This is a genomic window from Acinetobacter higginsii, from assembly GCF_000369845.1.
In the GTDB taxonomy this organism is placed as follows: Bacteria; Pseudomonadota; Gammaproteobacteria; order Pseudomonadales; family Moraxellaceae; genus Acinetobacter; species Acinetobacter higginsii.
On record NZ_KB850223.1, the window covers coordinates 585,173 to 605,532 of the forward strand.

Below are 20,360 nucleotides of genomic sequence, written 5' to 3' on the forward strand. Positions count from 1 at the left end.
TAATCAGTTATTGCATCGAATGAAATAAGAACGATTATCACTTATAACTATGGAATGAGTTAAGTTAATTGTTTTTTTGCTAAAGATATTTTTGGCTATTTCAAACAACAAAAAACCGTGCTTAAGCACGGCTTTTTGTTGTCAGAACTATTATTTAAATTGGATTGAACCATTGGCACTGACCGTAATTTTTGATTCACCTGCTGCCATGTCCTGTGCAGGTGCCGCTTCAGCCATGGCAAACTTGGCCATGCCACCGCGCATCATCGGTTGCGGGAAGTAGTTGCTGGTATTCAGGTTTAAACTCACAAGGTTGTATTGGCCTTTATTCCATGCTTGGGTGATGGCTTGTGCACGTTGCTGGAAGTTCTTCGATGCTTCAATCATCAGCTCATTTTCAACTTTTTTACGCTGTTCATCTGACACGGTGAAGTTAATCGATTGGGTCTGGAAGCTCTGCTGTAATTCACTAATGAGCTGACTTGCGGCTTTAAAATCTTTACTTTCCAGTTGGATTTCCGCGCGTGCACGCCATTCTTTCAACTTATTGCTGTCATTGTCATATACAGGATAGGTACTTTGTGCGCCTGTTTCGACTTTGACCTGTGAATATTTACGTGCAATCGCTTGTGCTTGATTCATCAGTTGGTTGATTTGATTTGAGAGTTCTGCAGGTTGTTTATTGCTTTTCTCGACATAAAGTACGGCACGCATTTCATCATTGGCAACCTGACGTGATGCATCCGCTTGGATATTCACAATGTTGTAGTTCAAGTTATCAGTCTCGTGAGCAAAAAGGCTTGGGCTCAATGCTGCCCCGATCATTAATGTAGCAAGTGCTAAAGTACGCATAAAAATGTCCTTAGAATTTGGTATCGAAAATTTATTTTTACCAGTTCGATATTAAAAAGAACTGATGTCGAACTTCTGCATATTTTGTGGTGACTTTGTAAGAGATTAGCAGTGTTTTGCAACAGAAAAATAAAACAAAAAATATTTAAAATCAGTTTATTAAGCCTATTAATTTGACCATTTATCTAAAAACGCAGGTGGGATTAAAAAAAGCTTACTTTCTTTAGCTTGTCACATAGTATGATGATAATCCATCATAGTTATTGGAATGAAATATTTTTTCAATAATTTAGATGCATGTAAGACACAAAAAGTGTTTATTTTATTTCAAAATTAGGTATCATCTCGCTCCTAGTTGAAAGATATAAACAAGTGTCTGCACTAGATTCTAAAAAGCACCGAGTCAAACGACCGCAAGTCACCAGACTTATTTCTTTTACCCATATCAGAGATGGTAATTCGATATGAGCGTTACTTCCGTAAATCCTGCCGCTAATGCAACTAACGAATATTATCTGACTCGCCAAAGTCAGATGGAATCGAATGTTCGTAGTTATCCACGTAAATTACCGTTAGCGATAGCAAAAGCACAAGGCTGTTGGGTTACTGATGTTGAAGGTACAGAGTACCTTGATTGTTTAGCTGGGGCAGGAACATTGGCTTTGGGCCATAATCATCCTGCGGTGATTCAAAGTATTCAAGACACATTGGCAAGCGGTTTGCCATTGCATACTTTAGACTTAACGACTCCTTTAAAAGATGCGTTTACTGAAGCGCTTTTGGCTTATTTGCCAGGCGGTCAAGAAGAATATTGCCTACAATTCTGTGGTCCATCTGGTGCAGATGGTACAGAAGCAGCGATTAAATTAGCGAAAACTTATACGGGTCGTAGCACAGTGATTAGTTTCTCTGGTGGCTACCATGGTATGACGCACGGCGCGCTTGCAATGACAGGTAACCTGTCAGCGAAGAATGCGGTGAATGGCTTAATGCCAGGCGTGCAATTTATGCCATACCCACATGAATATCGTTGCCCACTTGGTTTAGGTGGGGAAGCAGGTGTTGACGCTTTAACTTACTTCTTTGAAAACTTCATTGAAGATGTTGAAAGTGGTGTAACCAAGCCTGCAGCTGTAATCCTTGAAGCGATTCAAGGTGAAGGTGGTGTTGTTACTGCGCCAGTAAAATGGTTGCAAAAAATCCGTGAAGTGACTGAAAAGCACAACATCGTTTTAATCTTGGACGAAGTTCAAGCTGGTTTTGCACGTTCAGGTAAAATGTTTGCCTTTGAACATGCTGGAATCGAGCCTGATGTTGTGGTGATGTCTAAAGCGGTAGGTGGTAGCTTACCACTTGCAGTATTGGGTATTAAACGTAAGTTTGATGCTTGGCAGCCTGCGGGTCACACGGGGACTTTCCGTGGTAACCAACTTGCGATGGGTACAGGTTTGGCATCACTTCAAGTGATCAAAGAACAAAACCTTGCTCAAAATGCGCAAGAGCGTGGTGATTTCTTACAAGCAGAGTTCAAGAAACTTGCCCAAGAATTCCCATGTATTGGTAACGTGCGTGGTCGTGGTTTGATGATCGGTGTTGAGATCGTTGACGAGCGTAAACCTGCGGATCATATGGGTTCATTACCTGCTGATGCTCAATTGGCTGCTGCAATTCAAACTGCTTGTTTCAACAATAAATTATTGCTTGAAAAAGGCGGTCGTAACGGTACAGTTATCCGTTTACTTTGCCCGTTGATTATCAATCAAGAAGAGTGCGTAGAAGCGGTTGCTCGCTTCAAGAAAGCTGTTGCTGAAGCATTAAAAGCAGTACGAGGCTAATTCATGGTTGATTTTGCAGAACATCGTAAAGCGTTACTCTGCAATGATGCTCAATCCATTGCTGACTATCAGTCAGCAATGGGCGAGGCGGTAACTGCCGTTTCAGCATGGTTGCAAAATGATAAGATGTACACGGGTGGTAGCATTAAAGATTTGCGTGAAGCAATTTCTTTTAATCCATCAAAACAAGGTTTAGGTGTACAGCAATCGTTACAACGTATGGTTGAGCTTTTTCTCAACAAAAGCTTAAAAGTACATCACCCACATTCACTTGCACACTTACACTGCCCAACCATGGTGATGAGCCAAATTGCGGAAGTGTTGATCAATGCAACCAACCAATCGATGGACTCATGGGATCAAAGCCCAGCGGGCTCTTTGATGGAAGTTCAACTCATTGATTGGCTTCGCCAAAAAGTGGGCTATGGTGCAGGTCAAGCTGGTGTGTTCACGTCTGGTGGTACACAGTCAAACTTGATGGGTGTATTGCTGGCACGTGACTGGTGCATCTCGAAAAATTGGAAAGACGAAAATGGTAAGCCATGGTCGGTTCAGCGTGATGGTATTCCAGCAGAAGCAATGAAAAACGTCAAAGTCATCTGTTCTGAAAATGCACATTTCTCTGTGCAAAAGAACATGGCGATGATGGGTATGGGTTTCCAGTCTGTTGTCACTGTTCCTGTGAATGAAAATGCACAGATGGATGTTGATGCACTGGAAAAAACCATGGCGCATCTTCAGTCTGAAGGCAAAATCGTAGCTTGTGTTGTTGCAACTGCAGGTACGACAGATGCTGGTGCGATTGATCCACTCAAGAAAATCCGTGAAATTACCACGAAGTATGGTTCATGGATGCATATTGATGCAGCTTGGGGCGGTGCACTGATTCTTTCAAATGACCATCGTTCAATGTTGGATGGAATTGAATTATCAGACTCAATCACGCTTGATTTCCATAAGCATTATTTCCAAAGCATTAGCTGTGGCGCTTTCTTGTTGAAAGACGAAGCAAACTATCGCTTTATGCATTATGAAGCAGAATATTTAAACTCTGCTTATGATGAAGAACATGGTGTACCTAACCTTGTGTCTAAATCATTACAAACGACACGTCGTTTTGATGCATTGAAATTATGGATGACGGTTGAAGCATTAGGCGAAGAGCTTTATGGTTCAATGATTGATCATGGTGTGAAATTAACACGTGAAGTTGCAGATTATATTAAAGCAACAGCGGGTCTTGAATTGTTGGTTGAACCACAATTCGCTTCAGTCCTGTTCCGTGTCGTACCAGAAGCTTATCCTGCTGAATTTATCGATAGCTTAAACCAAAACGTGGCAGATGAATTGTTTGCTCGTGGTGAAGCGAATATTGGTGTAACCAAAGTGGGTAATGTTCAATCATTGAAGATGACCACTTTAAGCCCAGTTGCAACGCTTGAAAACGTTCAAAACTTGCTTGCACTTGTGTTGGCAGAAGCTGATCGTATTAAAGATGCAATCGCTGCAGGAACTTACGTTCCAGCGATTGATTAATTTCAATCTGGCACATCCATCAAAATAAAAAAGAGGTCTGAACAGACCTCTTTTTTATTGCGTCTTGGAACTGAATCTATAAATCAGCTAGGCCGCAAAAATAGCATTGAATCCCATTTTTCTTAAAAGTCGACGATACATACTTGAGCTACGGTCTGCTGGAAAATGCGCTTCCATCGATAAATCTAGGGGGAGATATTCAGGTTTCTGGGTTTCGACAATCAGTCGATCTTCTTCAAAAATCTGTAAATTGAATGCATAAGCATCCTCAACAGGTAAATCTTTATCATAATTACGGCAGATTGGTGCAAACAGGCGAGTTTGTCGCGCGCTTACAGGAGAGGCTGCATTCATGATCACCTGTTTGCTTTGATTGGGGAAATGGATGGTGAGCGTTGCAGTAAAAGGTAGGCTGATTTCAAAATGTCTGAGCCAGTTAAAATTATCTTGTCCGCGTTGCGCTGTCCCGATCGGATAGCGTCCAACACTGCTGATATAATCTGCATCAAAGCCATAACTGGTTTCTGTGGTTATATAGTCTGGTACTTCAACATTATCAGGATCACCAAAAGTATCAGGATGTACCCACGCAAAATGGGCGACATCAATAAATCCTTCCAGTTGTCGACCGGCAAAGCAATTCAAATCTACAAAAGGACATACCAGTTGCTGATAGTCTGCATCATTCCAGTAGGGCATGTCAGGAATAACAGGTTTATCATCTTGGCGAGCTGCTAAGCAACACCAGATCAGTCCATACTTTTCAGTGGCAGCATAGGTGCTTAGATGAAAGCGCTCCGAAATTTTATGCTGCGGATGTGCTGGAATACGGTTGCATTTGCCCGCATTTCCAAAGCGTAATCCGTGATAGCGACACACAATGCCTTGTCCGTCATGACGGCCTAAGCTAAGAGGAACTCCACGATGTGGGCAAACATCTTTTGCAACAATCAGTTCATCTCCCATTTTGTAAATAACCAATGGCATATCCAGCAACATGGCTGCTGTTGGTTGCTCTGAAATATCACGGGCGAGCGCAATCGGATACCAGTGCTGAGCAAGCAGTTGCCAATCATGCTCTGAAAAGGTCATGTGTACAGGTAAATCCGTATGCTTAAACGTTGTAATCACTTTGCTGTTCATCTTCTTATCTTCTGGCTCATTGGTATTGAATATAGCGAAGCCAGCTGTTCTAAGAAATTTCAATTAATTGAATGAAGTGTCGTAACTTTTAGAACACAGAAGTTGAGATGAAATTACATAAAGGCATGTAGTTGGTTTGCTGTTTAGTTGCATTCTGTCCAGCATCTCTACGATGGTTTTTTATAATGACAAGGTAGAAAATTGTCGCTGTTCTGCACAAATTGTGCATTTTTAATCTAAATCAGAAATAATTATGCATAAACTGTGATGCACAAATTCCATATTGTAGTGAGAGATGCTCAATATTTTGATGGATAGATGTCATCACTTTTGCACTTGAGACCTAGAGCTGAGGTCGGATCAGGCAAAACATCATGATTACAATGAATAGAAGGAACAAGGCATGCAACACTTGAATATGCAAAACCAATTTAAACTCATTATTAATGGTCAATCTTGTCTCGGTGAAGCAGGCGAACTTGAGATTATCAATCCTGCAACAGCTGCTGTTGCAGCAAAGTGTGCGCAGGCTTCGATTGCACAGGTGAATCAAGCGATTGAGGCGGCAAAGCAAGCTTTTGGAAGCTGGCAACGCAGTTCTCATGAGGAACGCAAAAGCATACTCAATAAGATTGCGGATGGAATTGAACAACATGCCGAAACTCTGGCAGAGTTGATTGTAGTTGAGCAAGGCAAACCTTTGGCATTGGCACAAATGGAAGTGCAGGGTGCGATTGGCTGGACACGTTATACTGCAAGTTTAGAAATGCCGGTTGATATTATTGAAGACAGTGAACAGAAACGAATTGAACGTCATTATCAGCCCTTAGGTGTGGTGGCTTCGATTACGCCGTGGAACTGGCCGTTGATGATTGCGGTGTGGCATATCATGCCTGCCTTGCGTGCGGGCAATGTGGTGATTAATAAACCATCTGAATTTACCCCCTTAGCGACGTTAAAACTCTGTGAAATTATTCAACAAGAAGTACCTGCGGGTGTGATCTCAATCTTGCTGGGTAAAGGCGACGTTGGTGAGGCGTTATCGAGTCACCCTGATATCGCCAAGGTGGTTTTTACAGGTTCAACTAAAACTGGCCAACATATTATGTCTGGTGCAGTAAAAACCTTAAAACACCTGACTCTAGAGCTGGGTGGCAATGATGCGGGGATTGTTTTACCTGATGCCGATCTTGATCAAATAGCCAAGCGCATTTTTAACGTGGCATTTTTAAATGCTGGGCAGACCTGTGCTGCTTTAAAACGTTTATATGTGCACGAAAGCCAATATGACGCGCTAGCACAAAAACTGGCTGATATTGCCAATGCCCAAAATGTTGGAGATGGCATGGCTGCAGAGACTACCTTTGGACCTGTGCAAAATCAGCTGCAATATCAAAAAGTAAAAGCCTTAATTGCCGATGCGCTTGAGCAAGGTGCCAAGGCGTTGTCGGGTGATCAGACGATACCTGAGCAAGGCTATTTTATTGCGCCAACGATTTTAACTGGACTGGATGAAAGCTGCCGAGTGGTACAAGAGGAGCAGTTTGGCCCCGTGTTACCGATTCTAAAATATCGTGATATTGATGATGCAATTGCACGAGCCAATGCCAGTGAATTTGGATTAGGTGGCTCAATCTGGTCTTCTGATTTAAAAGCTGCACAGTTCTACGCTTCACAACTACAATGCGGCACTGCATGGGTGAATACCCATGCAGAGATTGTTCCGCATGCGCCGTTTGGTGGTTGGAAAATGTCGGGTGTGGGTGCTGAGTTTGGCATGGAAGGTTTGCTGGAAAATACAGTAGGACAAACTGTGCATATCAATAAAATTTAAACCTTCATATTTTTAAGGCGGATCTAATATCCGCCTTTTTGTTTTTATGCATGAGGCTGCTTAAAATGGGGTTTAAGTGGCTGGATGGTAGCTGTGGCCTTTGGATTTGCTGAGAAAGTGATTCTGTTCTTTGATTTTTTTTAACACAATGTAAGATTTTATATGGCCAATAAAACCATAAGACAGTAGTCGCTCTGTCACGAATTGGGACAGCTGTTCCAGATTTTCTGCGACGACTTTTAAAATAAAATCAGCATCGCCGCTGATTGAAAAAGCATCTTGAATATTGTCCTCAGCTTCAATTAAGTCCTGAAAAGCCTGTTGTGACTTGGCCTCGTGAATGCGTAAGTTAATGTGGATCATCGCGGTAACCTCCAAGCCTAAAGCCTGTTGGTGGATGCGGGCGGCATAACCCAAGATCACGCCTTTTTGCTCCAGTAACTGTCTTCGTCTGGAACATTGTGAAGCCGATAAACCGATTAAATCTCCAACTTCCTGATTGGTGAGCCGTCCATTCTTTTGTAGGGCCTGAATGATTTGCCAGTCGAACTTATCCATTGCATAAAATCCTTTTATGATACACAAATATTGTATTTTTATTAAAATGCGTTTTTATTATGCACGAAATTTAACAGGTAGATGAAATATTATTTTTCTATGGAATAAAAAATTGACTTGAAAGGATGTAGAGCAATGTTCATAGAAATCGGTGATTTTTTAAATCTTCGTCTAAAACAAATGGGTATCCAACATCTGTTTGGTGTACCTGGTGATTTTAACCTTTCTTATCTCGAACAAGTTGAGGCGGATGCCCAACTCGAATTTATTGGTAATTGTAATGAATTAAATGCGGCATATGCTGCTGACGGTTATGCACGCATCAACGGTTTTGCTGCTTTGACAACGACCTATGGGGTCGGTGATTTAAGTGCGATTAATGGTATTGCAGGTGCTTATGCTGAGAATGTGCCAGTGGTGCATATTTCAGGGATTCCGCCTTTACATGTGGTTCAGAAAGGAACTCTGGTTCATCACACTCTGGTGGATGGTAACTACGACAACATCATGAACTGCATGAAAGAGTTCACGGTTGCACAGACCCGTCTAACCCCAGCCAATGCCGTCTCTGAAATTGACCGTGTGTTACGTCAATGTTTCCTTGAACGTCGACCTGTACATATCCAGTTGGCATCGGATATTACTCACGTCAAAATTGAAGTGACAGATCGTTCACTCGATTTATCTTACCCGAGGGTTGAGCCTGAGCTGTTACAAAGCGCAGTCACTAAACTGTGTGAGGTGATTGCGCAAGCCAAGCGACCAGCGTTGCTGATTGATAATGAAGCCTCTGTATTTGGGATTACCTCACTACTGGATGATTTATCCAAAAAATGCTCGATTCCTTTTGCAAGTATGCTGACCGCTAAAAATATTATGGATGAGGGTTCACCGCGTTATGTGGGAACCTATGTTGGTGGCGCAAGCCAAGCGCATGTGCGTCAGACCATTGAGCAGTCTGATTGCTTGATGGGCATCGGGGTACGTTTTACTGATGTCGGAACTGGGGTGTTTACCCATCAAATTGCCACTGAAAATTACATTGAAATCAAACCTTATGGTTTGACGATTTTTGGACAGGATTTCCCCGGCATCGAAATTGGACAACTTCTGGTGGAGCTGAATAAGAAGGTTGCACCACGGAAGTTAAGCCAGCCGATGTTGGAGCAGCAAGCACAACAGACACTTGAGGTGCCTGAACAGCAAAAGCTTAGTCAGGATGTTTTGTGGCGTTATATTGCGGGCTTTCTTAAAGATGATGATGTGATTATCGGTGAAGTCGGGACTTCTAACTCAGCCTTGGCAGGGCTCAAGCTACCGGCAACGGCGAAATATATTGCTCAACCATTGTGGGGTTCGATTGGTTATACCTTGCCTGCTTTATTAGGTAGTTTGTTGGCTGCACCAGAACGCCGCCAAATCCTGTTTATTGGTGATGGTTCATTTCAGCTTACCGTACAGGAGCTTTCGACCATTATTCGTCAAGGCCTTAAGCCGATTATTTTCTTACTCAATAATGGTGGCTATACCATTGAACGTCTGATCATGGGCGAAAATGCCGCCTATAATGATGTGCAAAATTGGAAATATGCCGAAATTCCAAATGTCTTCAATGGTACGAAAGCCTATCAAAGTTGTGTGGTAGAAACCGTAGGTCAACTTAAACAAACCTTGGATGGTATCGACCAGTTCGATGGTCTGACCTTTATCGAGTTAAAACTCCCAGCTATGGATGCACCATCCAGTTTGAAAAAATTTGCGTCAGTGATTGCGCGCTTTGATTATGGCGATCGAGGCTATGAAATCTTAAAACAACGCTCCCAAGCATTACCCAGTAAAAAAGCAATTTCCTCCTGATCAGAAGGAAATTGGAAAATCTTCAACTTTATAAATTGATAAGAGAGCGAATCAGATTCGGAGCTTCATGCTGAGCTTCGAATCATGCGCTGTATAAAAAGGTGTACAGGATGTGACACACACATTGGAGATAACATGATGGATGTAAACAATAAACATGAGTTAAAGCAAGGATTGTCCAATCGACATATCCAGCTGATTGCGCTAGGCGGGGCAATTGGGACAGGATTATTTCTGGGTCTTTCGCAAACCATCAAGCTGGCAGGGCCCTCTATTTTATTAGGTTATGCGATTGCAGGGGTGATTGCGTTTTTAATTATGCGCCATTTAGGAGAAATGGTGGTTGAAGAACCCGTGAGCGGTTCATTTAGTTATTTTGCCAATAAATACTGGGGCCGCATGGCAGGCTTTATGTCGGGCTGGAATTATTGGGTACTGTATGTGTTGGTCAGTATGGCTGAACTGAGCGCCATCGGGACTTTTATTCAATTTTGGTGGCCAGACGTGCCCACATGGCTGACAGCCTTGGTGTTCTTTGTACTGATTAATGCCATTAATCTGGTCAATGTCAGATTCTTTGGTGAGTCCGAATTTCTGTTCTCCTGCATTAAGATTGTTGCGATTTTAAGTATGATTGGCTTCGGTGCTTATTTATTGCTTTCTGGTTCTGCGGGTCCACAGGCGGGTATTGCCAATTTATGGCAGCACGGTGGCTTTTTTCCACATGGCACGCATGGCTTTATTATGGCGCTTGCCGTGATCATGTTTGCTTTTGGTGGACTTGAACTGATCGGAATTGCCGCAGCAGAAACCAAAAATTCTGAAACCACCATTCCTAAGGCGGTGAATCAGATTGTGTACCGTATTTTGATTTTCTATATCGGTGCAATCGGGATTTTACTCTGTCTTTATCCGTGGAATATGGTGGCGGAAGGGGGCAGCCCTTTTGTATTGATCTTCCAGTCCTTGAATAGTAATGGGGTTGCCAATGTCCTCAATTTTGTGGTGTTGATTGCAGCGGTTTCTGTTTATAACAGTTGTATCTATTGTAATAGCCGTATGTTGCATGGCTTGGCCGAACAGGGCAATGCACCTGCGATATTGAAAAAAGTGAATGCGCGAGGAATTCCAGTACCTGCAGCGATTGTCTCTGCTTCGGTCACGGCGGTATGTGTGTTGGTCAACTATTTAATTCCAGGTGAAGCCTTTCAGTTATTCATGATGCTGGTGGTTGCGGCACTGGTGATTAACTGGTTAATGATTTCCGTCACCCATTTGAAATTTAATAAAGCAATGTGCCTGAAACAACATCAAACCAAATTTAAAAGCATCTGGAGCCCATGGAGTAATTATCTCACCATCAGCTTTGTCTGCTTTATTTTGATTATTATGGCGATGACCCCTGATATGCGTTTGGCTGTTATTCTCGGACCGATCTGGTTGGCGATTTTAGCGGCGATGTATATCTTTAAATATCGTAAAAAAATGCTGGTTCTGCCCGAAGCGCAGTCCAATCTTTAAATCAAAAAAGGCACAGCAATGTGCCTTTTTTATTGCATCGATGTTGTATTGATCTAGAAGGGTGGAAACTTGTCCTGAACCAGATTGAGTTGAATCCCATGTTCTAAATAGGCTTTCAGACTATCGACAACGGTAGTGAAGCCACCCGTATTATCAATAATAAAGGCAATCAGCTCATCACCTTGTAAGGGGATATTATAATTTTGAATTCTGAGATAGGTTTGATCGTCATTGATCGCTTCAAAGATAAAATCAACCGTACTGCTCGGCTCGCCCCATTGAATCTGAATCAATTCATTGGTAATGATTTTTGTCACCTTTACGTTTGCCGAAACTTGGTATTTTTCCCAAGTCCATTCAACCGTTTTTCCTTGTTCAAGTGGTGATGTTGCCGAACTAAACCAAAATTTTGAGGTGATTTCTGGATCAATAAATGCTTCAAAAACGCTGTGGGCCGGTTTACGAATCAGCATTTGTGTTTCAATTATGACAGGATTTAGCATTGTATCTGTTCTTTTTGATAGGGAATTGTCATAAAACATATATAAACTGGTTGCTCTGCCCAAGATGCTTTTTGTTAAGCTGAATGCGCGAGTGTTCTTTTAAATCCCATAAAATTCAATATCTAAACGCTATTTTCTGAGTGTAATCGAGTTCTGAGCTGCAAAAAATAAAGCAGAAAATATGACTTTATGACCAATAATTTTCTAAAAAATGAGCTTAAGAAATGGCTATCACAAAAGCGTCATAAAGTTGTCACTTAATTGTCATATTATCTGCTCAAAATGCAGTTAACCAAAGTACAACACTTAACTTAAAAAGAGTTGTAAACCAAATTGCATAAATGAGAGAAAACAGAATGCGCTTAAATCCACGTCACATCGCAATTGCATTAGCTGTATCTGGGGCAACTGTAGCAACGACTGCGAATGCAGCTCGTGATACGATTCAAATTGCTGGTTCATCTACTGTATTACCGTTTGCAAGTATTGTTGCTGAAGAGTTTGGCAACACATTCCCACAGTTCAAAGCACCGGTTGTTGGTTCAGGTGGTACGGGCGGTGGTTTGAAGCAATTCTGTCAAGGTGTAGGTGATAACACTATCGACATCGCAAATGCTTCTCGTCAAATTAAAGACACAGAGCTTGATGCATGTAAAAAATCTGGCGTAAACCAAGTACAAGAAATTAAAGTGGGTTACGACGGTATCGTATTTGCATCAAATGTTAAAAAAGCAGCGTATAAATTAAAACCAATCCATGTATTCACTGCATTATCTGCACAGCTTCCTTCAAATGGTAAATTAGTTCCAAACCCATATACAACTTGGAACCAAATTGATAAATCATTACCAAATGAGCCGATCACTTTAGTTATTCCTGCATCTAACCACGGTACGCGTGAAGTTTTCCAAGAGAAAATGGTTGATGCTGGTTGTGAAGCATTTGATTACTACAAAGCTTTAAGTAAAGACGATCAAAAGAAAGCATGTTCAACTTTCCGTAAAGATGGTCGTGTGATTGAAATTGCGGGTGACTATACTGAAACTCTAGCTCGCTTGAAAACGTCTCCAAATGCAGTCGGTGTATTTGGTCTAGGTTTCTATGATTCAAACCGTGATAAATTACGTGTAGCGACTGTAAATGGCGTGACTCCATCTGAGAAAACTGTACTAGATGGTAGCTACCTTGTTTCGCGCCCATTGTTCTTCTACGTGAAAGGCGAGCACTTGAAATCAATCAAAGGCTTACCGCAATACACAGAATTCTTCTTAAACAAGAAAATTTCTGGTAAAGGTTCTAAATTAGAAAAAGCGGGCTTGATTCCTTTAAGCGACAAAGAGCGCGCAAAAATCCTAGCTGATTTCAAAGCTGGTAAATCAGTTAAGTAATATTGTTAAAAGGGAGGCTGGTGAGACGTTGGATCATCAGCCTTTTTGTCTAGCTAAGTTTTTTCAAATCATGAAAATTGAGAAAACAGTGGAGATTACATGAATCTGCTACTTATCGGTGTGTTATTAGCCCTTGTGGCAATTGCATATCAAATCGGGCTGAGTAAAAGCCGTAACCTAGCAGGTAAGGGAAATAACTCAGCAACACTACATTCTCGTCCAGGATATTATGGGGCGTTGGTTGCTTTGTGGTGTGGTATTCCTGCTTTTTTAATTTTGATTATTTGGAACTTGGTTGAACCAAGTATTTTACAACATATTATTTTCAATAATATTCCTGCATCTGTAAGTTCGACTTTAGATGCGGCAGGCCGTGATGTTTTAACCAGTCGAGTACAAGCAATTGCTTCTGGTTTCGGGGTAACAGATCAGCCAGCAGCATATGAAGTTGCAGCAGCACAACAACTTGCTAAATTCCAGACCATTGGCTCATTTGCAAAACTTGCAGTGGTGATTAGTGCTGGACTGGCTGGTTTAGTGTGGGCAAAGCGTCATGTGAGCCAACAATTCCGTGCACGTAACCAAGTCGAAAAAACCATTAATGTTGCTTTGATCTTGTGTTCTGGTGTCGCAATCTTGACAACAATCGGTATTGTTTTATCGATGTTAAGAGAAGCGTTGCACTTTTTCCATTTTGTTAGTCCAGTTGACTTCTTCTTTGGTACTGAATGGAATCCAGGCTTTAGTACATCAGGAAATGCAGAAGGTAGTTACGGCATCTTACCGCTGATTTGGGGAACCTTAATGGTCAGTGGTATCGCATTATTGGTTGCGGTACCGATTGGCTTGTTGGTTGCGATTTATCTGGCTGAATATGCATCGCCAAGGTTGCGTTCTTGGGCAAAACCTGCAATTGAGGTTTTGGCAGGGATTCCAACGATCGTTTATGGTGTATTTGCCTTAATGGTGATTGGCCCATTCTTTAAAATGGTGGGTGAAAGTGTTGGTATCAATATTAATGCGACCAGTGCACTCACCGCAGGTTTTGTGATGGGGATTATGATTATCCCATTCGTTTCTTCATTATCCGATGACATCATTACTCAGGTGCCTCGCGCATTACGCGATGGTTCTTTGGGCCTAGGTGCAACCAAATCAGAAACCATTCGTCAAGTTGTATTGCCTGCTGCCTTACCAGGGATTACAGGTGCGTTTTTGCTCGCCGTATCCCGTGCAGTGGGTGAGACCATGATTGTGGTGCTTGCAGCAGGGAACAGTCCATTGTTGCATGCAAATCCATTTGAAGCAGTTTCAACAGTAACCGTCACGATTGTGAAGCAATTAACGGGGGATACTGACTTTGCCAGCCCGCAAGCACTGGTGGCATTTGCCCTTGGTTTAACGCTGTTTGTGATTACTTTGGGTCTAAACATTATTGCACTGTATATCGTGCGTAAATATCGTGAGCAATACGAATGAGTTCATCAAATACATCTCCTCTGGATCCGAACCTATTGGATCCTCAAGTAGCTGCTGAACAACGTGAGCAGCGTAAAAGAAAGATCCAAAGTTCTTTGGCTAAGCGACATCGTAAGGAAAAAACCTTTCGCTTTGCAGGTATCTCGGCGGTCGTGATCGCGCTGGCATTTGTTGCTTTACTATTTGGTAGCATCTTGGCGAAAGGTCTGCCTTCTTTTTGGCAAAGCAGTATTACAGTTCCTGTTTATTTTGATCCAGCGATCATCAATGTTGGAGCGAAGCCAAAACAAACAGCAGGTGAAACTCCAGCTCACTTTGAAGAACGCATGGTCGCTTGGCAAACTGAAATGGGTATGGTGGATTGGGATGCCTTGATCGTAAATGGGATTGTTGCTAAAAATAAAGCATTAGAGTCTCAACGTGATTATCTAAGCAGTTTATATACCAGTTCTGAAGCATATCGTTTGCGTGATATGGTGCTTAAAAACCCTGCACTGATTGGAAGCAAAGAAGAGATCAAATTCTTAGCGGATGCCAATATAGATGTATGGTTAGCAGGTAATATTGACCGTAGTTTGCCAGATGATCAGCAACAACTCGAACCAGAAGTTCGTCAACTTGCAGATCAGTTAAAAGCGGAAGGAATTATTAAAAGTACCTTCAACACCAACTTGTTCTTTAGTCCGGATTCTCGTAGTTCACCTGCAACAAGTGGTTTAGCTGGCGCATTCATGGGTTCATTATTCATGATGATGATCGTGATTGTGATCTCGATTCCAATCGGTGTTGCGAGTGCAATTTATCTTGAAGAGTTTGCACCAAAGAACATGATGACGGATATTATTGAGGTCAACATCAACAACTTGGCTGCGGTTCCTTCAATTGTGTTTGGTTTACTGGGTGCAGCTATCTTTATTGGCTGGATGCAATTGCCATTATCAGCACCACTGGTCGGTGGTTTGGTTCTGAGTCTAATGACTTTGCCAACCGTGATTATCACGACACGTGCATCGTTAAAAGCAGTGCCGCCTTCGATTCGTCAAGCCGCGTTGGGGCTAGGGGCATCGAAAGTACAAACCATTTTTCATCATGTATTACCGTTGGCCTTACCGGGCATTATGACAGGTGCGATCATTGGGGTTGCACATGCACTGGGTGAAACTGCGCCATTACTTTTAATCGGAATGAGTGCTTTCGTTGCAAGCGTGCCGACAACACCACTCGATCAAGCAACCGCATTGCCAGTACAAGTGTATTTATGGCAAGGTAATGAATTACGTAACTTCTTCGAAGGACGTACTGCAGCAGCGATTATTGTTTTACTAGCGTTAATGATTGGTTTGAATAGCCTTGCCATTTGGCTCCGTAAGAAATTTGAAGTGCGTTGGTAATTGAGGAGAGTACAATGAATACGATTGATATTATGAACGCCGTAGAAAAGGATAAATCAGTGAATCCACAGCAAAAAGAATTTACGTCACCTGAAGCGCAAGTTCAGCAATCAAATACTGCATTTGTCTCTCAGTTTGAAACGGCTTCTTCAAATAAAAAGCCAAAAACGAGCGAAGTGAAAATCAGTACCAAAGATGTTCATGTTTATTATGGTGACGCTGAGGCGATCAAAGGCATCGACCTTGATGTTTACCAGAATGAGGTGATTGCATTTATTGGCCCATCGGGTTGTGGTAAATCAACGTTCTTACGGACTTTAAACCGTATGAATGACACGATTGATAGCTGCCGTGTGACAGGTAAGGTGACTTTGGATGATCAAGATATCTATGATCCAAACCTTGATGTGGTGTTATTGCGTGCGCAAGTAGGCATGGTGTTCCAAAAGCCAAACCCATTCCCAAAATCAATTTTTGACAATGTTGCTTATGGCCCGAAACTACATGGTCTGGCACGTGATAAATATGATTTAGAAGAAATCGTGGAAAACAGTTTACGTAAAGCGGGCTTATGGGATGAAGTCAAAGATCGTTTGAGTCAGCCAGGCACTGGTTTATCAGGTGGTCAGCAACAGCGTTTATGTATTGCACGTACCATTGCGGTGAGTCCAGAAGTGATTTTGATGGATGAACCATGTTCGGCACTCGATCCAATTGCGACCGCAAAAATTGAAGAATTGATCTCAGAATTGTCAGAACAATTCACCATTGCGATCGTCACCCACTCTATGCAACAAGCGGCGCGTGTCTCTGACCGTACAGCTTACTTCCATTTGGGTGACCTGATTGAAGTGAACTCGACTGAAAAAGTGTTTACTCAGCCTGATCATCAATTGACTGAAGCTTATATTACAGGGCGTTTTGGTTAATTTTTTAGGGTTATATAAAAAAGGGTCTTCGGACTCTTTTTTTATATATAAATGAAAATGAATCTATTTTGCAAAATCGCTATTGAATTTTTATTGAGCAGACCACATCTTAGAACAATAACGCCGAACTTATAGAGCACATACTTCATGTTATTCCATTTACCTAAGTTTCCTGCTGAAATTCGTATTAGTCATTTAAATGCGCGTGTGAATGAACAAAGAAAAAGAATTGCGCAAACGACAGCATCTCGTTTGGAGTTATTACAACTTGTTCAACAACTTTCCAAAGAAGCCAAGATCCGCAAAAAGAATGATCAAAAAATCTATGTCCTCGACTTTAAAGGGGATGTCCAAGCTTCTGCCGTAGATACTATTCGTGAAGAAATTACCCTGATTTTAGCGACTGCCAAAGCAGGGCATGACCGTGTTGTTGTTCGCTTGGAAAGTCCTGGTGGAATGGTGCATGGCTATGGTCTTGCAGCAGCTCAATTGGTGCGTTTACGTGATGCAGGCTTTCACGTCACCATCTGTGTAGATAAGGTTGCAGCCAGTGGTGGTTATATGATGGCATGTATTGCCAGCGAAATTATCTCTGCGCCGTTTGCTGTGGTTGGTTCGATTGGTGTGGTCGCACAAGTGCCAAACTTCAATCGTTTGTTAAAACAACATAATGTTGATTTTGAATTATATACCGCAGGTGAATACAAGCGTACCGTGACTATGTTTGGTGAAAATACACCAGAAGGTAAGGCGAAGTTTGAAGAAGAATTGCAGCAAACCCATTCTTTATTTAAACATTTTGTTGAGAAATATCGTCCTCAACTGGATATTACAAAAGTGGCAACAGGCGAGCACTGGTATGGTGAGGATGCCCGTGAACTGAACTTGGTAGATAAGTTGCAAACTTCAGATGAGTATTTATTAAGTCTATTACCAAAGCATGATATTTATGTGATTAATACCCGTAAACGTCCAACTTTTGGTGAGAAATTAGGTTTGCAAGCTGCACAAATGGCTGAGAGTTTAATTCCGACTGTGCTCAGTAAAATTACCGATAGTCTGGCAAAGGCAAATAGCACATTGGTACAAATGCGTGATCCAAAATTTTAATGATTGGAACTGTAAAATGATCTTGAAAAACCAGTCTATAGGGCTGGTTTTTTTATGTGCCTTACTGCTGATTTCTATGAAAATACTTGGCTAGATTTGAATATTTGGTGAATTAAACAAACATGACAAAACTTCTGATCGAAGAGATTGTAGTCATATCAATCATTTGATATTTTATTTGCAAGATGAATTACTTAATTATTCATTAATCGAAGAATTATTTAAAAATATAATTGATAAGTGAGCATAATAATGACAAGAGTTGTTGTTTTTTCAAAGAAAAACTCGAATATCCTACAAGATGCACAACTAAAAAGTGTGGTTTTAGACCAGCCTTCGATCGTACAGATTGGTGTAAATCAAGCAGATATTAAATCAATTATCAAGCAAGGTAATGATCTTGTCATTACACTAAAAAATGGTGAAAAGATTGTTGTTAGTGGTTTTTATAGTAATGAAAATCTAACCGAACACAGCCTAGCACTCGCAAAAGTGGATGGTACTTATGCGGTCGCAGAGTTTGATGATTCGGGTAAATTTGTTCGTTATGCCCCAGCGACCTCATTGACCCAATTTGCATATACTGATGCAGTTACTACACCAGTTTCTCAGCCTCAAAATGTTGATCATGATTCTGCGATTAGTAAATCCCAATTATGGAAAGTGGGTTTGGCTGCTTTAGTCGCAGAAGGTGTGTATTTATGGGCAGTAAAAGATGATGATGACGATAAAAATAAAAGTAGTAACCAACCGATTGATATAACACCACCAGGGACACCGACAGCGAATTTGGGTACAGATACACAAACCATTACGGGTAAAACCGAAGCTAAGGCCAAAATCGAAATTAAGGATGCTGCGGGGAAAGTGATTGCTACGACTCAAGCCGATGCCGAAGGAAATTACACGATTAAGCTGGATCAGCCTTTGGTGAATGGTGGCAAGGTCAACGTGACCGCGATCGATAGTTCTGGCAATGCCTCTAAAGCAGCTGTCGTGACGGGAAATAAAGATACCATTGCACCAGATGCGCCGACAGCACAACTTAATGCAGATGGCACAATTGTTACTGGCAAGGCAGAAGCCAATGCAAAAGTCTCGATTTATGATGCTGATGGAAAACTATTAGGTACCGTGATTGCGAATAAAGAAGGACTGTATTCGATAAAAGTTTCACCTGTATTAACCAGTGACAAAGGCGGAACAGTGGTTGCCGAAGATGCTGCAGGAAACAAATCGACACCTTCTAAAGTGATTGCCGGAAAAGATACTTTGCCTCCTGATCAACCTTTTGTGGATGTAAATAAGGAAGGTTCCTCAATTCAAGGTCGAGCAGAGGCGAATAGCAAGGTACAGATCAAAGATGCGGATGGAAAAATCATTGGCAGTGGAGTCACAGATGCGCAGGGTAAATTTCAGATTACACTTTCACCCGCATTAGCCACAGATAAAAAGGCAACCATCATTGTAGAAGATGCTGCTGGCAACCAGTCCAAGCCACTTGAGATTACTGCTGGAAAGGACACTATTGCGCCAGATAAAGCGGTTGCTGAAATCAATGCAGCAGGTGATTCGGTGGTAGGGACAGCGGAAGCAAATAGTAAAATTGAAATTAGAAGTGCAGATGGGAAAACGCTGTATGGTTCAGGTACTGTTGGTGCGGATGGAAAATTTAGCATTACACTTTCATCAGCTTTAACCGATAAAAATGTAGGTAAAGTCTATATCATTGATGCTGCAGGGAACCGTTCCGAAGCTTCCGATGTGGTCGGGACAAAAGATACCATTGCGCCCAATAAACCTATTTTGCAAACGGTCATGGATGATGTCGGTGCAGTAAAAGGGGCGATCGCTGCGGGAGGTGATACCGATGATAGCAAACCGACTTTGGCAGGTGTGGGCGAAGCAAAAGCCGTCCTGACGATTTATGACAATGGTCAACCGATTGGTACGGTAACAGTCGGGGATAATGGCAGATGGAGTTTTGAAGTTAAGCAGGATTTGAGTGTAGGGGCGCATAAAATCACCTTAACCCTGACTGATGCAGCAGGGAATATTAGTGAGACGAGTGATGCATTTAGTTTTAATGTGCTTGCACCTGCTGTAGCGAAAGCATCTTTGGCAGATACGGTTGATTTGGAAGCCTTGCAAACCCAGCAAGCTGAACCTGTTTCTGAATCGACCAACACTGAAAAATTGGGCTTAAGCAGCTTATTATCTTCTCCAGAACCAACATCAAATCAGTTGGATGAGGTTTTGAACCAATTGCTTACAGGGCAAAACTCATCTCCTACAATCAGTCATTCAGCAAACGCTGATTTAACAAATCTGGATTATGCTCAGACCATTAAAGCCGATCCTTTAGACCAGCTTACGGTATTGCAACATTCTATTATTTAATTGGTATTCATATTGAGAATAGCG

At 41.8% G+C, this 20,360-nt stretch carries 15 protein-coding genes; 11 read left to right on the forward strand and 4 right to left on the reverse strand.

What is annotated here, in order from left to right:
• Positions 1–150: 150 nt before the first annotated feature.
• On the reverse strand, positions 151–852 hold the full coding sequence (locus F885_RS00175; protein WP_005323035.1) for an SIMPL domain-containing protein: 702 nt from the start codon (positions 850–852) through the stop codon (positions 151–153).
• Between the two features lie 464 nt (positions 853–1,316).
• Here F885_RS00175 and F885_RS00170 point away from each other — a divergent pair, with 464 nt between their 5' ends.
• Positions 1,317–2,687, forward strand: coding sequence for a diaminobutyrate--2-oxoglutarate transaminase (locus tag F885_RS00170; protein WP_004652118.1), 1,371 nt, complete (start codon positions 1,317–1,319; stop codon positions 2,685–2,687).
• Between the two features lie 3 nt (positions 2,688–2,690).
• The gene (locus F885_RS00165) at positions 2,691–4,223 is read left to right on the forward strand and encodes a pyridoxal phosphate-dependent decarboxylase family protein (RefSeq protein WP_005323037.1); all 1,533 of its coding nucleotides are present in this window, start codon (positions 2,691–2,693) and stop codon (positions 4,221–4,223) included.
• An 87-nt stretch (positions 4,224–4,310) separates the two neighbouring features.
• Here F885_RS00165 and F885_RS00160 read toward each other — a convergent pair whose 3' ends face one another.
• Positions 4,311–5,366, reverse strand: a complete 1,056-nt coding sequence (locus F885_RS00160) for an aromatic ring-hydroxylating oxygenase subunit alpha (RefSeq protein WP_005323039.1) — start codon at positions 5,364–5,366, stop codon at positions 4,311–4,313.
• A 403-nt stretch (positions 5,367–5,769) separates the two neighbouring features.
• Between F885_RS00160 and F885_RS00155 the strand changes: the two genes are divergently transcribed.
• Complete coding sequence (locus tag F885_RS00155; protein ID WP_005323040.1) at positions 5,770–7,200, forward strand: aldehyde dehydrogenase family protein; 1,431 nt, start codon at positions 5,770–5,772, stop codon at positions 7,198–7,200.
• A 72-nt stretch (positions 7,201–7,272) separates the two neighbouring features.
• On the opposite strand, the gene F885_RS00150 is transcribed toward F885_RS00155, so the two are convergent.
• Positions 7,273–7,758 carry an Lrp/AsnC family transcriptional regulator gene (locus tag F885_RS00150; protein ID WP_004652123.1) on the reverse strand — a complete coding sequence of 162 codons (486 nt, stop codon included), beginning with the start codon at positions 7,756–7,758 and terminating at the stop codon, positions 7,273–7,275.
• 135 nt (positions 7,759–7,893) lie between these two features.
• Between F885_RS00150 and F885_RS00145 the strand changes: the two genes are divergently transcribed.
• The gene (locus F885_RS00145) at positions 7,894–9,615 is read left to right on the forward strand and encodes an alpha-keto acid decarboxylase family protein (protein ID WP_005323041.1); all 1,722 of its coding nucleotides are present in this window, start codon (positions 7,894–7,896) and stop codon (positions 9,613–9,615) included.
• Between the two features lie 138 nt (positions 9,616–9,753).
• Complete coding sequence (locus F885_RS00140; protein WP_032859851.1) at positions 9,754–11,136, forward strand: amino acid permease; 1,383 nt, start codon at positions 9,754–9,756, stop codon at positions 11,134–11,136.
• A 53-nt stretch (positions 11,137–11,189) separates the two neighbouring features.
• On the opposite strand, the gene F885_RS00135 is transcribed toward F885_RS00140, so the two are convergent.
• A complete protein-coding gene (locus F885_RS00135) occupies positions 11,190–11,639 on the reverse strand; it encodes an SRPBCC family protein (protein WP_005323043.1) in 450 nt (149 codons plus the stop codon).
• Positions 11,640–11,995: 356 nt separating this feature from the next.
• Between F885_RS00135 and F885_RS00130 the strand changes: the two genes are divergently transcribed.
• The 6 genes from F885_RS00130 to blp2 all read left to right on the forward strand — a co-directional run bounded on the left by F885_RS00130 (position 11,996) and on the right by blp2 (position 20,336).
• Positions 11,996–13,027, forward strand: coding sequence for a substrate-binding domain-containing protein (locus tag F885_RS00130; protein WP_004801282.1), 1,032 nt, complete (start codon positions 11,996–11,998; stop codon positions 13,025–13,027).
• A gap of 99 nt (positions 13,028–13,126) precedes the next feature.
• Positions 13,127–14,506, forward strand: a complete 1,380-nt coding sequence (pstC, locus tag F885_RS00125; RefSeq protein WP_004652128.1) for a phosphate ABC transporter permease subunit PstC — start codon at positions 13,127–13,129, stop codon at positions 14,504–14,506.
• Entirely contained in the window at positions 14,503–15,897 is a 1,395-nt protein-coding gene (gene pstA, locus F885_RS00120) for a phosphate ABC transporter permease PstA (RefSeq protein WP_004801280.1), read from the forward strand. The genes pstC and pstA overlap by 4 nt, the downstream gene beginning before the upstream one ends.
• Positions 15,898–15,911: 14 nt before the next feature.
• Positions 15,912–16,826, forward strand: coding sequence for a phosphate ABC transporter ATP-binding protein PstB (gene pstB, locus F885_RS00115; protein ID WP_005202323.1), 915 nt, complete (start codon positions 15,912–15,914; stop codon positions 16,824–16,826).
• Positions 16,827–16,973: 147 nt separating this feature from the next.
• Positions 16,974–17,936 carry a protease SohB gene (gene sohB, locus F885_RS00110; RefSeq protein WP_005202324.1) on the forward strand — a complete coding sequence of 321 codons (963 nt, stop codon included), beginning with the start codon at positions 16,974–16,976 and terminating at the stop codon, positions 17,934–17,936.
• A gap of 252 nt (positions 17,937–18,188) precedes the next feature.
• Positions 18,189–20,336 (forward strand): Ig-like repeat protein Blp2, encoded by a 2,148-nt coding sequence (gene blp2 / locus F885_RS00105; RefSeq protein WP_005323045.1) that lies wholly within the window; start codon positions 18,189–18,191, stop codon positions 20,334–20,336.
• Positions 20,337–20,360: the final 24 nt, after the last annotated feature.

What these genes read in the sequence shown, in the direction of transcription:
- F885_RS00145 (WP_005323041.1), top strand. Translation starts at nt 7,894, where the DNA reads ATGTTCATAGAAATCGGTGATTTTTTAAATCTTCGTCTAAAACAAATG.
- F885_RS00160 (WP_005323039.1), bottom strand. Translation starts at nt 5,366, where the DNA reads ATGAACAGCAAAGTGATTACAACGTTTAAGCATACGGATTTACCTGTA.
- pstB (WP_005202323.1), top strand. Translation starts at nt 15,912, where the DNA reads ATGAATACGATTGATATTATGAACGCCGTAGAAAAGGATAAATCAGTG.
- F885_RS00135 (WP_005323043.1), bottom strand. Translation starts at nt 11,639, where the DNA reads ATGCTAAATCCTGTCATAATTGAAACACAAATGCTGATTCGTAAACCG.
- F885_RS00165 (WP_005323037.1), top strand. Translation starts at nt 2,691, where the DNA reads ATGGTTGATTTTGCAGAACATCGTAAAGCGTTACTCTGCAATGATGCT.
- blp2 (WP_005323045.1), top strand. Translation starts at nt 18,189, where the DNA reads ATGACAAGAGTTGTTGTTTTTTCAAAGAAAAACTCGAATATCCTACAA.
- F885_RS00130 (WP_004801282.1), top strand. Translation starts at nt 11,996, where the DNA reads ATGCGCTTAAATCCACGTCACATCGCAATTGCATTAGCTGTATCTGGG.
- F885_RS00175 (WP_005323035.1), bottom strand. Translation starts at nt 852, where the DNA reads ATGCGTACTTTAGCACTTGCTACATTAATGATCGGGGCAGCATTGAGC.
- pstA (WP_004801280.1), top strand. Translation starts at nt 14,503, where the DNA reads ATGAGTTCATCAAATACATCTCCTCTGGATCCGAACCTATTGGATCCT.
- F885_RS00170 (WP_004652118.1), top strand. Translation starts at nt 1,317, where the DNA reads ATGAGCGTTACTTCCGTAAATCCTGCCGCTAATGCAACTAACGAATAT.
- pstC (WP_004652128.1), top strand. Translation starts at nt 13,127, where the DNA reads ATGAATCTGCTACTTATCGGTGTGTTATTAGCCCTTGTGGCAATTGCA.
- F885_RS00140 (WP_032859851.1), top strand. Translation starts at nt 9,754, where the DNA reads ATGGATGTAAACAATAAACATGAGTTAAAGCAAGGATTGTCCAATCGA.
- sohB (WP_005202324.1), top strand. Translation starts at nt 16,974, where the DNA reads ATGTTATTCCATTTACCTAAGTTTCCTGCTGAAATTCGTATTAGTCAT.
- F885_RS00150 (WP_004652123.1), bottom strand. Translation starts at nt 7,758, where the DNA reads ATGGATAAGTTCGACTGGCAAATCATTCAGGCCCTACAAAAGAATGGA.
- F885_RS00155 (WP_005323040.1), top strand. Translation starts at nt 5,770, where the DNA reads ATGCAACACTTGAATATGCAAAACCAATTTAAACTCATTATTAATGGT.